The sequence below is a fragment of the Paracoccus sp. T5 genome (assembly GCF_048538155.2).
Lineage (GTDB): Bacteria > Pseudomonadota > Alphaproteobacteria > Rhodobacterales > Rhodobacteraceae > Paracoccus.
Window position 1 is genome coordinate 258,652 of record NZ_JBLWIC020000002.1, and the last position, 13,546, is coordinate 272,197.

Here is a 13,546-nt window from a genome sequence, read left to right on the forward strand (position 1 = left end):
CGGAAGTCTCGACGCCGAAGCGGTCGGGAAGGCAGAACATCTGCATCGCCTTGTTCGGGAAAGGCCGCGGTTGCCGGCGGTCAACGCTGTGGAGAGAGAATGCGCCCGGAATCACGATCGGTCGCCGGGCGCAGCTTGTGCCGGCTGCGTTGGACGTGCAGCGGCCGCCTGTCGTGATGTTGCCGCCAAAAGGGCGGTGGCGGGAGTGGTACGACACATCACACAGTCTGAAAGACCACGCTGTCTCGTCCTCTTTAGCCTCAGTGCTCATCTGCGAAAGCCCCGGGGTTAACCCAGCAGTCACCGACGGTTCCTTACCCCCTCCAGGCGGATCCCTTGGTACGTCGACACAGCCTGGATATCTGGCATTCCGACCGTGGTCCCTGCCCCGACATGTAGAAGACGCCATTTTCCATGTCACTTCTTATGTGATGACTGCCGCCGCAGGGGATAGATGACCTGACCGTCCTCCTGTCCGCGCGGCCACTGGCCGTCCCGGCGCAGGCGCAGTTGCTGCTGCCAGCCGCGGGGGCTGATGCCGATATGCTGCTTGAAGAGCCGCGAGAAGTAGTAGCTGTCATGGAAACCGAGCCGATGGGCCACCTCGGCCACGGTCTGGCCAGATTCGAGATACTGCATCGCCATTTCCATCCGTTTCATCTCCTGAAAACGCGCCGGGCTGGTGCCAAGCCGACGGCTGAACTCGCGCCGGAAGTAGTCGGGATTATAGGGCGCACCCGCGACCACCCTTTCCGACAGACCGCGCTGCAGCGGGTCCGACGCGATCTGCGTGGCCGCCAGGGTGATTGCGGCCGCAAGGCTGCCGGGCTCGTTCAGGGCCGGATCTTCATGCTCTGACCAGGCGATGAAGGCGTCCTCGATGAACTCGGTCAGGATGACCATGAAGGCATGATGCATGGCCAGCGTCACCGAGCCTGCCGGTGCCGTCGCACGATAATGCCGCACCAGGGGGCCGATGTAATGCCAGCGCGACAGGCGCAGCACCCGGCGATAGCGCATCCGCGACAGCAGGTCGTGGCGGCCGAACAGCTCCAGCCGGAAATGCTGGGCAAGCCCCGTATAGGCGGCCCCTGGATCAGGATTTTGGCCCTGAAAGCGTGTTCCGGCAGGGATCATCATGGCCATGCCGGGGGTCAGGCGCAGCCGCTCCTCTCCCAGGATGTAATCGCCCTTGCCGGTCAGGCATATCACCAGGTCATGAACCGCGTTCACCTTGTCGATCGACCAGCTGTGCGAGTGCTGCATCCGGATCGCGGATCGCGTCAGCGTCAGGTCCAAGGCCTTTGGCGGGACCGCGGCCAGCACCCCCGGCCCCCTCTGCGTCCCAGCATTCTGTTGTTCAAAATCGTCCATCTTTTTCTGCGCGACCGTTCATTCATCTCCGCCTCTGAACTGGCATACTAGCTCATCACCGCGCCTCTGTCGCGGAGAACGCCAATCGGATCGAGGAGGAGCGATTTGATGACGCTGCACCACATGGCCTGTGCCGGATCAAGGGCCTGCTGATGGAGAGCCGCTTTCTGGGCCTGGCCTACCTGTCACCCTATATCATCGGGCTGCTGGTCTTCACGGCGATCCCTTTTGTCGGTTCGCTCTATCTCAGCTTCACGGATTACAACCTGATCTCTGCCCCGATCTGGACGGGGCTGGACAATTTCCGAGAGCTGATGGACGACCGCACCTTCATGCGTTCTCTGCGCGTGACGCTGCTTTACGTCTTCCTGACGGTGCCGATCAAGCTGGCCTTCGCGCTGTTCATCGCGGTGATCCTGAATTACCGCCTGCGCGCCATCGGCTTTTTCCGCACCGCCTATTACGTGCCCTCGATCTTGGGCGGGTCGATCGCGATCGCGGTCCTGTGGCGCTACATCTTCGCGGATGCGGGGCTGGTGAACATGGTGCTGACCTTGATCGGGCTGGAGCCGGTCAACTGGTTCGGCGACCCGGTGAACGCGCTCTTCACCCTCACGCTGCTCAGGACATGGCAGTTCGGCTCGGCCATGGTGATCTTCCTGGCGGCGCTGCAGGCGGTGGACAAGTCGCTTTATGAGGCGGCGGCCATCGACGGGGCCGGCAAGTGGCACAGCTTCGTGCACATCACCCTGCCGCTGATCACGCCGGTCATCTTCTTCAACCTGATCATGCAGGTGGTCCAGGCCTTTCAGGAATTCAACGGACCCTATGTGATCACCGGGGGCGGGCCGCTGAAATCGACCTATCTGCTGCCGCTCTACATCTATGACGAGGCGTTCAAGAACTTCAACATGGGCTATGCCTCGGCCATAGCCTGGGTGCTGTTCCTCATCATCATGGCGCTGACGTTGGTGGCGTTCTGGTCCTCGAAGAAGTGGGTCTATTACGCCGGCGACAAGAGGAGCTGAGACATGACCGATCTTGCCGAACCCGCCACCATTCCGACGACTGCCGCCCTGACCCCCGAGGACCGGCGCGCCGCGCGCCTGTCGGCCCTGATCCGCTATACGCTGCTGACGGTCGTCGGGCTGATCATGCTCTATCCGCTGATCTGGCTGATCGGGGCGTCCTTCAAGACCAATTCCGAGATCTTCAACAGCATCGGCTTCATCCCGCAGGACCCGACGCTGGACGGCTATCGCAAGGGCTGGGAGACCTCGACCCCCTATACCTTCGGGCGGTTCTTCTGGAACACCTTCCTGATCATCCTGCCCAAGACGGTCTTCACCGCCATCTCCTGCGCGCTGGTCGCCTATGGGTTCGCCCGCTTCGACTTTCCCTTCAAGAAGGTCCTGTTCACCAGCCTGATCGCGACGCTTCTGCTGCCGAACGTGGTCACACGCATCCCGCAATACATCCTGTTCCGTGATCTGGGCTGGCTGGACACCTACCTGCCGCTCTGGGTGCCCTCGGCCTTTGCGGGCGACGCCTTCTTCGTCTTCATGCTGGTCCAGTTCCTGCGCGCCATCCCGCGCGACATGGAGGAGGCCGCCCGCGTCGACGGCGCCAACAGCCTGCAGACCCTGATCCACATCGTGGTGCCGATGCTGATGCCGGCGCTGATCTCGGTCGCGCTGTTCCAGTTCATGTGGACCATGAACGACTTCCTCGGCCCGCTGATCTACCTGTCCTCGGTCGAGAAGTTCCCTGTCAGCCTGGCGCTGAAACTGTCGATCGACACGACCGAGGCCTTCGACTGGAACCGCATCCTGGCGATGTCGGTCCTGGCGCTGCTGCCCGCGCTGATCGTGTTCTTCATGGCCCAGAAATACTTCATCGAAGGCATCTCTGCCGGTGGGGTGAAAGGATAATCCGATGGCCCGTCTTCAGATCAAGAACCTGGAAAAGACCTATGCCAACTCGTTCAAGGCGGTGCACGGCATCAATCTCGACGTCGAGGACGGAGAGTTCATGGTGCTGGTCGGCCCCTCGGGCTGCGCGAAATCCACCACGCTGCGAATGATCGCGGGGCTGGAGAGCATCTCGGGCGGCGAGGTCCGCATCGGCGACAAGGTGGTGAACCGCCTGCAGCCCGGCCAACGCGGTATCGCGATGGTCTTCCAGAACTATGCGCTTTACCCGCATATGAAGGTCCGGAAGAACCTGTCCTTCGGGCTGCGCCTTCAGCGCGCGGCCAAGTCCGAGATCGAGCGCCGCACCAACGAGGTCGCCCGCATCCTGGAAATCGAGCCGCTGCTGGACCGGCTGCCCAAGCAGCTGTCGGGCGGCCAGGCGCAGCGCGTTGCCTTGGGCCGCGCGCTGATCAAGCAGCCGCAGGTGTTCCTCTTCGACGAGCCGCTGTCGAACCTGGACGCGAAGCTGCGGGCATCCATGCGGGTCCGGATCACCGACCTGCACCGCCGCCTGAAGGAAGAGGGCATGTCCTCGACCGTGATCTATGTCACCCATGACCAGACCGAGGCGATGACCATGGGCGACCGCATCTGCGTGATGAAGGACGGCCGCATCATGCAGGTCGCCGATCCCAAGACGCTCTATGACCGGCCCGCCAACGCCTTCGTTGCGGGCTTCATCGGCAGCCCCGAGATGAACCTGATCGAGGGCCGCCTGGACGGCGCCACCTTCCGCATCGGCGACCAGACCCTGCCGCTGCCGGACGAGCTGATGGCCCGCCTGCGCGGCTGGTCGGGCAGCGCGACCTTGGGCATCCGCCCGCAGCATCTGCGCCTGAACGCGGGACCGGGCATCAAGGCCCGCGTCACCGGGGCCGAATTCATGGGCCACGAGGTCGTGCTGCATCTGGACGCCTCGGGGGCGCGGCTGGTCGCCGTGCTGCCGGCGGCGGATTACGCGGCGCTGGACCGGGGGGCCGAGGTCACGCTGACGCCCGAGCCGGGCATGGCGCATGTCTTCGATGGCGCGGGCGAGAACGTCTCGCTGCCCGTCACGCATTGACCGGAGGGGAAACCACATGAGACTGCTGACCACGACGATCATCGCCGGCCTTGCCGCCAGCGGCGCGCAGGCCGAAGATCTGCGCATGTCCTGGTGGGGCGGCGACGCCCGCCACGCGCAGACGCAGGAGGCGCTGGCCGTCTGCGGCGAAAAGCACGGCCACCAGGTCGCGGCCGAATTCACGGGCTGGGCAGGCCATCAGGAACGCATCACCACCCAGATCGCCGGCCGGACCGAGGCCGACATCATGCAGATCAACTGGCCCTGGCTGCCGCTGTTCTCGCGCGACGGCTCGGGCTTTGCGGACCTGCGGCAGTATGCGAACATCCTCGACCTGTCGCAATATACCGACGCCCAGCTGGCCGGCGGCGAAATGAACGGCGTCCTGAACGGGCTGCCGATCGCCGAAACGGGCCGGGTCTATTTCTTCAACAAGACGGTCTATGACGCGGCCGGCGTGCCGTTGCCCACGACCTGGGACGAGGTCCGCACCGCCGCTGGCCGCTTGGGCGAGGGCGTCCTGCCCTTCGAGGCGCAGGGGCTGAACGCGATCTTCCTGGTGTCGACCACGGTGACGCAGCAGACCGGCAAGGACCTGATCGACCCCGAGACGACCACCGTCGCCTGGACCCCCGAGGAACTGGCCGAGGGCATCCGCTTTTACCAGTCGCTGGTCGAGGCGGGCGCCATCCGAAGCTGGCAGCAGGTGGCGGGCGAAGGAAACATCGAACTGTTCGAGATGCGTCCCTGGGCCGAGGGCCGTATCGCCGGCACCTATGAATGGGACTCGGCCTATGCCAAATATGCCGACCCGCTTGGCGGGCAGGAGCTGGTGCCGGTGCCGATGCTGCAGGTCGAAGGCGCGGTGAACGACGGCACCTATCGCAAGCCCTCGATGCTCTACGCGATCTCGAAGAACTCGGCCAACCCCGAAGCGGCGGCCCAGATCATCAACTGCCTGGTAAACGATCCCGAAGCGATCACCATCCTCGGAGACAGCCGCGGGCTGCCCGCCAGCCGCCTGGCGGCCGAGCAACTGGCGGCCGAGGGCGGGATCGATCCGAACGTGCAGGCAGCCCATGACCTGGTGTTGGCCGGCGCCGGTCCGACCCCCTCGCCGCTGAACGAACATCCGAAGGTGCGGGAGATCTTTGGCGATTACCTCGAGGCCGTCGCCTATGGCCAGATCGAGGCCGAGGATGCGGCAGTCGAGATGATCGACGAGATGAACCGCGCCATCCGCAGCTTCCGCTGATCCCCAAGGCCCGGCGGACGTCCTCCGTCGGGCATGCATTTCAGGAGCCTTCCATGGAATTGGAACTCGTGGCCCGCGCGCCGCGCTCGGTCGCGCTACGCCTGGCCGTGCCCGGCGCCCTCTATCACCTGCCGCGCCCGCTCGGCTGGCGCCTGACGGGCACGGGTCTCGACCGTCAGGGCGTGACCGACCGCGCCGTGACCGCGTTTCATGACCTGCCGCCAGACAGCCGGATCCGTCTGGAGGTCCAGGGCTTCGCCCCCCTGACCGTCGCCACCCTGCCCTGCACAGGCGCGACCACGCTTGCCGATGCAGCCGACGCCCAAGCGGCGCTGGATGCACTACCCCTTGGGGGCACGCTGATCGTGCCGGCCGGCCGCTGGCAGGTCGCGCCGCTGCTGATCCCCTCGGGCCGCCACCTTTATCTGGCCGAGGGCGCGGAACTGGCCGCCCCCGGCAGCCGCGATGCATGGCCCCTCCTGACCGCGGACCAGGGCGGCAGCTGGGAAGGCCTGCCCGACAGCTGCCATCGCGCGATCCTGACCGCCATCGACGCCGAAGGGATCACGATCTCCGGCCCCGGCCGGATCGACGGCGGCGGCAGCCGCGGCGACTGGTGGTCATGGCCCAAGGAGAGGCGGAACGGCGCCCGCCGCGCCCGGCTGATACATCTGATCGGCTGCGAGGATGTGACCGTTCTTGGGCCCACGGTCGCCAATTCGCCCAGCTGGACGATCCACCCCTGGCATTGCCGCAACCTGACCTTTGCCGCCGTCAGCGTGGAAAATCCGCCCGACAGCCCCAATACCGATGGGCTGAACCCCGAAAGCTGCGACGGCGTGCTGATCGAGGGGGTGCACTTTTCGACCGGCGACGACTGCATCGCGATCAAGGCCGGCAAGCGCAGCGATGACGGCGACGGCGCGCATCTGGCACCGACCCGCGACATCCGCATCCGCCATTGCCGGATGGAGCGCGGACATGGCGGCGTCGTCATCGGCAGCGAGATGTCGGGGGACGTGACGGACGTGGATGTCAGCCAGTGCGAGATGATCGACACCGACCGGGGCCTGCGGATCAAGACCCGGCGCGGGCGCGGTGGTACGGTGGCGCGGATCGCGATGCGTGACTGCAGCCTCGACGGCGTGGATACGGTGCTGGCGGTGAACGCGCATTACCATTGCGATCACGACGGTCACTCACCGGTCGTTCAGTCCCGCGACCCCCGGCCCCTCGGTCCGCTGACGCCGCGTATCGACACCATCACGATGGAGCGGATCGAGGCACGTGGCGTGCGGCTGGCCTTTGCCGCCTGCCTGGGCCTGCCCGAGGCACCAGTGACCGGCCTCAGCCTGACCGAAATCACCGCGAGCTTTGCGCCCGGTCCCCCGGCGCCCCCCCTGATGGCCGACGGCATCCTGCCCGTCAGCGGTGCCTTCCTCCTGGCCGAACACTGCCAGATCAGCACAGCCTCCGACCTGCCGCGCGGCACCCTGACAGCCAAGGACTTTGCCCCATGCTAGATTATTTCGACGGTTTTGCCGAACGCTACCAGCCCTACAAGGACGGCGCTTGGTGCTACGAGGACGGTTGCATCTATCGCGGCCTGGAGCTGCTGCATCAGGCGACCGGCGAGGCGCGCTGGCGGGACCACCTGATCCGGCTCGCCTCGGCGCAGGTGGCGTCGGACGGCACGCTTTCGGGCTATGATCCCGAGGATTACAACATCGACAACATCCTCTCCGGCCGCGTCCTCTTTGCGCTGGACCGCTGGACGGGCGATCCGCGCTGGATGGCGGCGGCCGAGCGGCTTGGCGCGCAGCTGGCCCGGCACCCGCGCACGGCCGGAGGCAGCTACTGGCACAAGAAGATCTACCCCCAGCAGGTCTGGCTGGACGGGCTCTACATGGGGCTGCCGTTCCAGATCCAGCTGGCGCAGCACCGAGGCGATCAGCGCGCGGTGCAGGACGCGCTGGCGCAGCTGGCCGAGGCGTTCCGGCTGACCCTGCGCCCCGACGGGCTCTGCGCGCATGGCTACGACGCTGTGCGTGGGCAGGACTGGGCGGATCCTGAGACCGGGCAGTCGGCTTCGGCCTGGGCGCGGGCGCTTGGCTGGCAGGCGATGGCCCTGGCCGATTGCGCGGAACTGGTCGGGCCTGCGGAATTTGCCGCCGCCGGCTTGGCGGTGCCCACGACGGCGCTGCTTGCGCGGCTGGTTGCGCTCCAGGCGCAGGACGGAGGGTGGTTCCAGGTCATCGACATGCCGGATCTGCCGGGCAATTACACAGAAAGCTCGGCCACAGCGATGCTGGCCTATGCCCTGATGTCGGCCGCCCCGCTTGGCCTGGCCCCTGCTGGTGCGGACCCTGCCGCCACGCGGGCCTTGACCTGTCTGCGCGGCAGGCTGAAGGGCCGGGCCCCTGGAGACGCGGTCCAGCTGACCGGCATCTGCCACGTGGCAGGTCTGGGCGGCTTCTCGGGCCGCTACCGGGATGGCAGCCCAAGCTATTATCTGACCGAGCAGATCGTCAGCGACGACGCCAAGGGCACTGGTCCGCTGATGATGGCGGCCGCGCGTGAGTGGCAAGCCGCCGCGCAGGCGGCCTGAGAACGCAGGGGTCGGCTGTCGTACCGCAGAGGACAACGGCGGAGGGCGTCATTTCATCAGCCGCAGCTTTGTCCCTGCCAAGACCTGAGGAACCGGTGTTTCGCCGGTGGCGCAGCCCGAAGTCATGCCAGAAGCGGGTACATGGACGCGACTAGCAGCGCCGCCATGCTGATGTTGAAGACCCGAAGCCGTTTCGGGCTGGACAACCACTGCCGGATAATGGTCCCCAGCCATGCCCATAGGGAGATCGCCGGCAGAGAGACCACGGCGAATGCTCCCGCGACTATGGCAACCGACAGCAGAGAGCGATCCGGGGCATAGATCGTGATCGCGGAAAGGCACATGGCCCAGGCCTTGGGGTTCACCCATTGGAAGGCGGCCGCTTGCAGGAGAGACATGGGCCGCGCCTTGGCAGAACGATCCTCGATGGGCGCGGCTGTGGCAATCCTGAACGCCAGCCAAAGCAGATAGAGCACCGAGACGACCTTCAGCACAGCATTCAGGGCAGGCACGGCTTCGATCAGCGCCATCAGCCCCAGGCCGACCAGCAGGGCCATCAACGACACGCCCCCCGCGATGCCCAGGATATGGGGCATCGTCCGGCGAAACCCGAAATTGGCGCCGGAGGCCATCAGCATCAGGTTGTTCGGACCCGGCGTGACGGTGGTGACGAAGGCAAAGCCGAACAAGGAGGCAAGGATGGCGGGTATCATGATCTGTCCCTCGGAGAGTCTTTTCCCTCAAGCCATACAGCTTGTGCAGCGCAATGCCTTGCCGAATGTTGATCTGAATGGGCGGACCATACAGAAAATGGCGGTCATGAGCCCCGCTTGGAGCAAGAGGAGCAAGTGATCTGTCGCGGAACGGGTAAATCGATCTTCCGTTAGCCGCGCAGTTAGCCTGTCGCTGACGGCCTGTCTTCGGTCCCGTATTTTGAAATCTAGGAGGGCGGGTTTAGGGGCCGCCGCATTCGGACCGACATTGAGCAGACATGCCACGGACTTGCTGACTATCTCACGACGGACCCCTAGCCCCTTCGAAGCCCTTCGGGGCAGCAGCCTCAAGCTTTTCGATATCAGATCATGCTGCCATCCCTTCGGCTGAGGTGGAGCCGGGAACGACCGCAATGACGAGGTCGAAGTCAGCGTTCAGCTTGGCGAGGGGCTCTTACCTGAGACTGTGGCCTGAAGGGCCATAAGCAGTTGGGAGAGAGCACGATAGGCGCTGTTCCAGCCTGATCGTGCGCACTGGGTGCGCGCAGCCTTGCTGAGGCCCGGCGCTGCTCAAGGCTTCATATATCATACCCTTCGCCATATATATCATACCCTTCGCCATGTCCCCTCGCCATGAAGTGTGTTTGAATGCGCAAATCGCGCAGGAGACGTGGTCATGAACAGAAACATCGGCGGGCTCGGCGCGGCGAACATGGTGCCCATCTGCGCAATCGGCGCCTCGGCGGGCGGGATCGGCGCATTACGCAGCCTGTTCCGGCAGCTGCCGGACGACCTGGGCCTCGCTTATGTCGTCATCGTCCACCTTGCGCCCGAGCATCCAAGCGCCCTGGCGGAGATCCTCTCTGCCTGCACGAACATGAGCGTGCACCAGGTGACGGACACGCCCGAGCTGCGCGCGAACTGCATCTTCGTCATCCCGCCCGATGGCGAGCTGGTGATTGAAGGCGACAATGTCCATGCCCGCCCCTTCACCGCGCCACGGGGTCGGCGCGCGCCGGTCGATCTTCTGTTCCGATCGGTCGCTGCCGCGCGGGGTGACGGGATGGCGGTGGTTCTGACCGGCGCGGGCTCGGACGGCTCGAACGGGGTCAGGGCCATCCACGAGGGCGGCGGCGTCGTCTTTGCGCAGGACCCGGGCGAGGCCGAGTTCAGCGCCATGCCGCAGAACACCATCGCCACGGGCATCGTCAATTTCGTCGCGCCCCTCTCTCGCCTGGCCGAGCACATCACGGAGGTCGCCAGAAGCAAGGGTGCGGTGCGGTCGCTGGACGAACACGGCACGGCGAACGACCTGCGGCGGATCATCGGCTTCTTGCGGGCCCGCACCGGGCACGACTTTTCCAGCTACAAGCGCGCCACGGTGATGCGCCGCGTGCTGCGTCGCATGCAGGTCTGCCGGGTGACCGATCCCTCGGATTATGCGGAACTGGTTCGCACCACGCCCGAAGAGGCGCAGGAGCTGTTCAGCGACCTGCTGATCTCGGTGACGCAGTTCTTTCGCGACGAGGCCGCCTATCAGGCCCTGGCCGAGAAGATGATCGGGCCGCTTGTCGAGGATGCGGGCGAGGATGGCCTTCGCGCCTGGTCGGCAGGCTGCGCCACCGGCGAGGAAGCCTACAGCCTGGCGATCCTGTTTCTTGAAGAGGCAGAGCGGCGCAAGCAGCGGCTGGCAATCCAGATCTTTGCCACCGACCTCGACGAAGGCGCGCTGGCGACGGCCCGGGAAGGACGATATCCGCGCAGCATCGAAGCCGATGTCTCCGAGGAGCGTCTGGCGCGCTTCTTCATCGACGAAGGCACGCATTACCGCGTCCGCAAGGAGCTGCGGGATGTGGTGCTGTTTGCGTCCCACAGCGTCCTGAAGGACCCGCCCTTCATGCGCCTCGACCTGATCGCGTGCCGGAACCTGCTGATCTATCTGGAGCGGACGCTGCAGGAACAGCTTCTCAGCCTCTTCCATTACGGGTTGAAGCCTGACGGCGTGCTGTTTCTGGGCTCTGCCGAAACGGCGGATGCGAGCGAATTCTTCGTCACCGTGGATCGCGAAGCGCGGGTCTATCGCGCCTTGCCGCGGCCCCGGCGGCACATGCCGCTGCTGCCGCGGGACGGTTCGCTGCACATGCATGGCGCACTGGCTCCGATCGTCGATGTCCATCGCGACCGGCATCGCCCGCCGCTGGAACAACATGTCGAAGCCTTGGAAAAAGTCGCGCCGCCCAGCATCCTTGTCGATGCCAGCGGTCAGATCATCCACCTGTCGCCCGCGGCCGGGCGGTTCATCCAGCATTCCGCCGGCGCATTTTCCGCAAGGCTTTCGGACATCGCCCGACCCGAACTGCGTCTCGACCTGAAGGTGGCACTGGACCGCGCCCTTCAATGCGGGACGGCGACCATGACCCATCCCACGCCGATCCAACTGGACGGTGACAAACGGCGCATCGCCATGCAGATCGCCGCCGTGCCGGGAGACGAGGGCATGAGGCCGCAGGCGATGGTGCTGTTTCTGGATGCAGGCCCCGTTCAGGACCAGCCCGGGGACGACATCCCGCCGGAACAGGTCCCGGATGACCAGGTGCCGCGGCTTTATGCGGAGCTGAAGTCTGCCCGCGAGGCGCTGACCACAAGCCGCGGAGAACATGAGGCGGCGATCGAGGATCTGCGGGCCGCAAACGAGGAACTGCAGTCGATCAACGAGGAATATCGTTCCACTTCGGAGGAGCTTGAGACCTCCAAGGAAGAGCTGCAGTCGATGAACGAGGAACTTCAGACGGTGAACGCCGAGCTGAAGATCAAGCTGGAAAGCATCTCGACGGCACATAACGATCTTCAGAACCTGACGGCCGCCAACGAGATCGGCACGCTGTTTTTGGACACCAAGCTGCGCATCCGGATGTTCACGCCGCCCATCGGGGACCTGTTCAACGTCACCGAGATGGACGCCGGGCGCAGCATCACCGATTTCACGCATCGGCTGCGCTACGACGGCCTGGAGGACGATGCGCGCCGGGTGCTGCGCGATCTTGTGCCGCTGGAGACCGAGGTGCAGGGCCAGGACGGGCGCTGCTTCATGATGCGGCTCAGGCCCTACCGCACGCTCGAGGACCGGATCGACGGGGTCGTCGTGACCTTTGTCGACATCACCTCGCGCCTCAGGATCGAGCAGCAGCTGCTGGAGAGCCAGAGCCGTTACCACACGCTGTTCAACTCGATCGACGAGGGTTTCGCGGTCTTCGAGATGATCCTGTCGGAGACGGGCGAGCCCGTCGATTACCGGTTCATCGAGGTCAACGAGGCCTTCTCGCGCCAGACCGGCCTGGAGAACGCGGTCGGCCGCACGGCGCATGAGCTGGTGCCCGATCTGGAGGATCACTGGGTTGCAACCTACGGGCGCATCGCGACAACCCGCGAGGCCGAGCGCTTCGAGGCCCCCGCGCCGTCCCTGGGCCGCTACTACGAGACCTTCGCCTTTCCGGTCGGTGCTGCGGACGAGCTCCGTGTCGGCGTGCTGTTTCGCGACATCTCGGATCGCAAGCGCGCCGAGGATCAGCACCGCATGCTGACACACGAGTTGAGCCACCGGGTCAAGAACACGCTGGCGGTCGTCCAGGCGCTGGCACGGCAGCCCGGATCGGCCGCGCTGACGGTCGAGCAGTATCGCGACCGCTTCATCGGTCGCATCCAGGCCCTGGCGCGCGCCCATGACCAGCTGCTGGAAACGAACTGGCAGTCGGCCGACCTCGCCACCCTGGTGCGGGCCACCCTGTCCGCTTATGACCGCGATGGAACGACGGATCACGTCACGGACGGCCCGCCCATGCGACTGTCCCCAAAGCAGGGCCTGGGCCTCGCGCTGATCCTGCACGAACTGGCCACCAATGCGTCCAAATACGGTGCGCTTTCGACCGCTGACGGCAGGCTGCGGGTCAGCTGGGGCGCCTCACAGGCGGGGGCGCAGCGCCAGATCCACCTGACCTGGCAAGAGCGCGGCGGCCCGCCGGTCCCGGATGGCGCACGCCGGGGCTTTGGAACCAAGCTGATCGAACAGGCTTGTGACTATGAGCTTGGCGGCTCCTTGGACCTGCGCTTCTCCCCCGAGGGACTGACCGCAGAGATTGCATTCCCCGCAGGTGAGGGAGACTGATGATGCCGGCCGAAACGGTTGAAAAAGTGCTGTCGGGACGCCGGCTGCTGATCGTCGAGGACGAGATGCTGCTGGCGATGGATCTGGAGCTGCTTCTGGAAGAACAGGGCTGCGAGGTCCTCAGGCCCGCCAACAGCGTCGAGCGCGCGCTCGGCCTGCTCGAGACGGAGCGGCCGGATGCCGCGACGCTCGACATGAACCTCAACGGGGTCTCGTCCGCCCCGGTCGCGGCCGCCCTGCAGGAACGGAACATCCCCTTCGTTGCGGTCACGGGCTATTCGCGCCACCCTGACGAAGACGCAGCCTTCCGCGATGCGCCGATCATCAAAAAGCCTTATGATTCGCGCGAACTCGTCCAGACACTTGTCCGCCTGCTGAAATAGCTCTCTTCTGTGATC

10 protein-coding genes are annotated in these 13,546 nt (G+C 65.3%); 8 read left to right on the top strand and 2 right to left on the bottom strand.

What is annotated here, in order from left to right:
• Positions 1–417: 417 nt before the first annotated feature.
• Positions 418–1,326 carry an AraC family transcriptional regulator gene (locus ACNR9W_RS16835; protein ID WP_419269568.1) on the bottom strand — a complete coding sequence of 303 codons (909 nt, stop codon included), beginning with the start codon at positions 1,324–1,326 and terminating at the stop codon, positions 418–420.
• Positions 1,327–1,523: 197 nt separating this feature from the next.
• Between ACNR9W_RS16835 and ACNR9W_RS16840 the strand changes: the two genes are divergently transcribed.
• The 6 genes from ACNR9W_RS16840 to ACNR9W_RS16865 are packed head-to-tail and all read left to right on the top strand — an operon-like array spanning position 1,524 to position 8,273.
• Positions 1,524–2,402, top strand: a complete 879-nt coding sequence (locus ACNR9W_RS16840; RefSeq protein ID WP_458478825.1) for a carbohydrate ABC transporter permease — start codon at positions 1,524–1,526, stop codon at positions 2,400–2,402.
• A gap of 3 nt (positions 2,403–2,405) precedes the next feature.
• Positions 2,406–3,305: a carbohydrate ABC transporter permease gene (locus ACNR9W_RS16845; protein ID WP_458478767.1), complete on the top strand. Its 900-nt coding sequence runs from the start codon at positions 2,406–2,408 to the stop codon at positions 3,303–3,305.
• Between the two features lie 4 nt (positions 3,306–3,309).
• Positions 3,310–4,410 (top strand): ABC transporter ATP-binding protein, encoded by a 1,101-nt coding sequence (locus tag ACNR9W_RS16850; RefSeq protein ID WP_419269566.1) that lies wholly within the window; start codon positions 3,310–3,312, stop codon positions 4,408–4,410.
• A 16-nt stretch (positions 4,411–4,426) separates the two neighbouring features.
• Complete coding sequence (locus ACNR9W_RS16855) at positions 4,427–5,665, top strand: ABC transporter substrate-binding protein (RefSeq protein WP_419269565.1); 1,239 nt, start codon at positions 4,427–4,429, stop codon at positions 5,663–5,665.
• A gap of 53 nt (positions 5,666–5,718) precedes the next feature.
• The gene (pglA, locus tag ACNR9W_RS16860; protein WP_419269564.1) at positions 5,719–7,188 is read left to right on the top strand and encodes a polygalacturonase PglA; all 1,470 of its coding nucleotides are present in this window, start codon (positions 5,719–5,721) and stop codon (positions 7,186–7,188) included.
• Positions 7,182–8,273 (top strand): glycoside hydrolase family 88/105 protein, encoded by a 1,092-nt coding sequence (locus ACNR9W_RS16865; protein WP_419269563.1) that lies wholly within the window; start codon positions 7,182–7,184, stop codon positions 8,271–8,273. The genes pglA and ACNR9W_RS16865 overlap by 7 nt, the downstream gene beginning before the upstream one ends.
• Positions 8,274–8,395: 122 nt before the next feature.
• Here ACNR9W_RS16865 and ACNR9W_RS16870 read toward each other — a convergent pair whose 3' ends face one another.
• Positions 8,396–8,986 carry a LysE family translocator gene (locus tag ACNR9W_RS16870; RefSeq protein ID WP_419269562.1) on the bottom strand — a complete coding sequence of 197 codons (591 nt, stop codon included), beginning with the start codon at positions 8,984–8,986 and terminating at the stop codon, positions 8,396–8,398.
• A 676-nt stretch (positions 8,987–9,662) separates the two neighbouring features.
• Here ACNR9W_RS16870 and ACNR9W_RS16875 point away from each other — a divergent pair.
• Complete coding sequence (locus ACNR9W_RS16875) at positions 9,663–13,148, top strand: chemotaxis protein CheB (protein ID WP_419269561.1); 3,486 nt, start codon at positions 9,663–9,665, stop codon at positions 13,146–13,148.
• A complete protein-coding gene (locus ACNR9W_RS16880) occupies positions 13,148–13,531 on the top strand; it encodes a response regulator (protein WP_419269560.1) in 384 nt (127 codons plus the stop codon). The genes ACNR9W_RS16875 and ACNR9W_RS16880 overlap by 1 nt, the downstream gene beginning before the upstream one ends.
• The last annotated feature ends 15 nt before the right edge of the window (positions 13,532–13,546 follow it).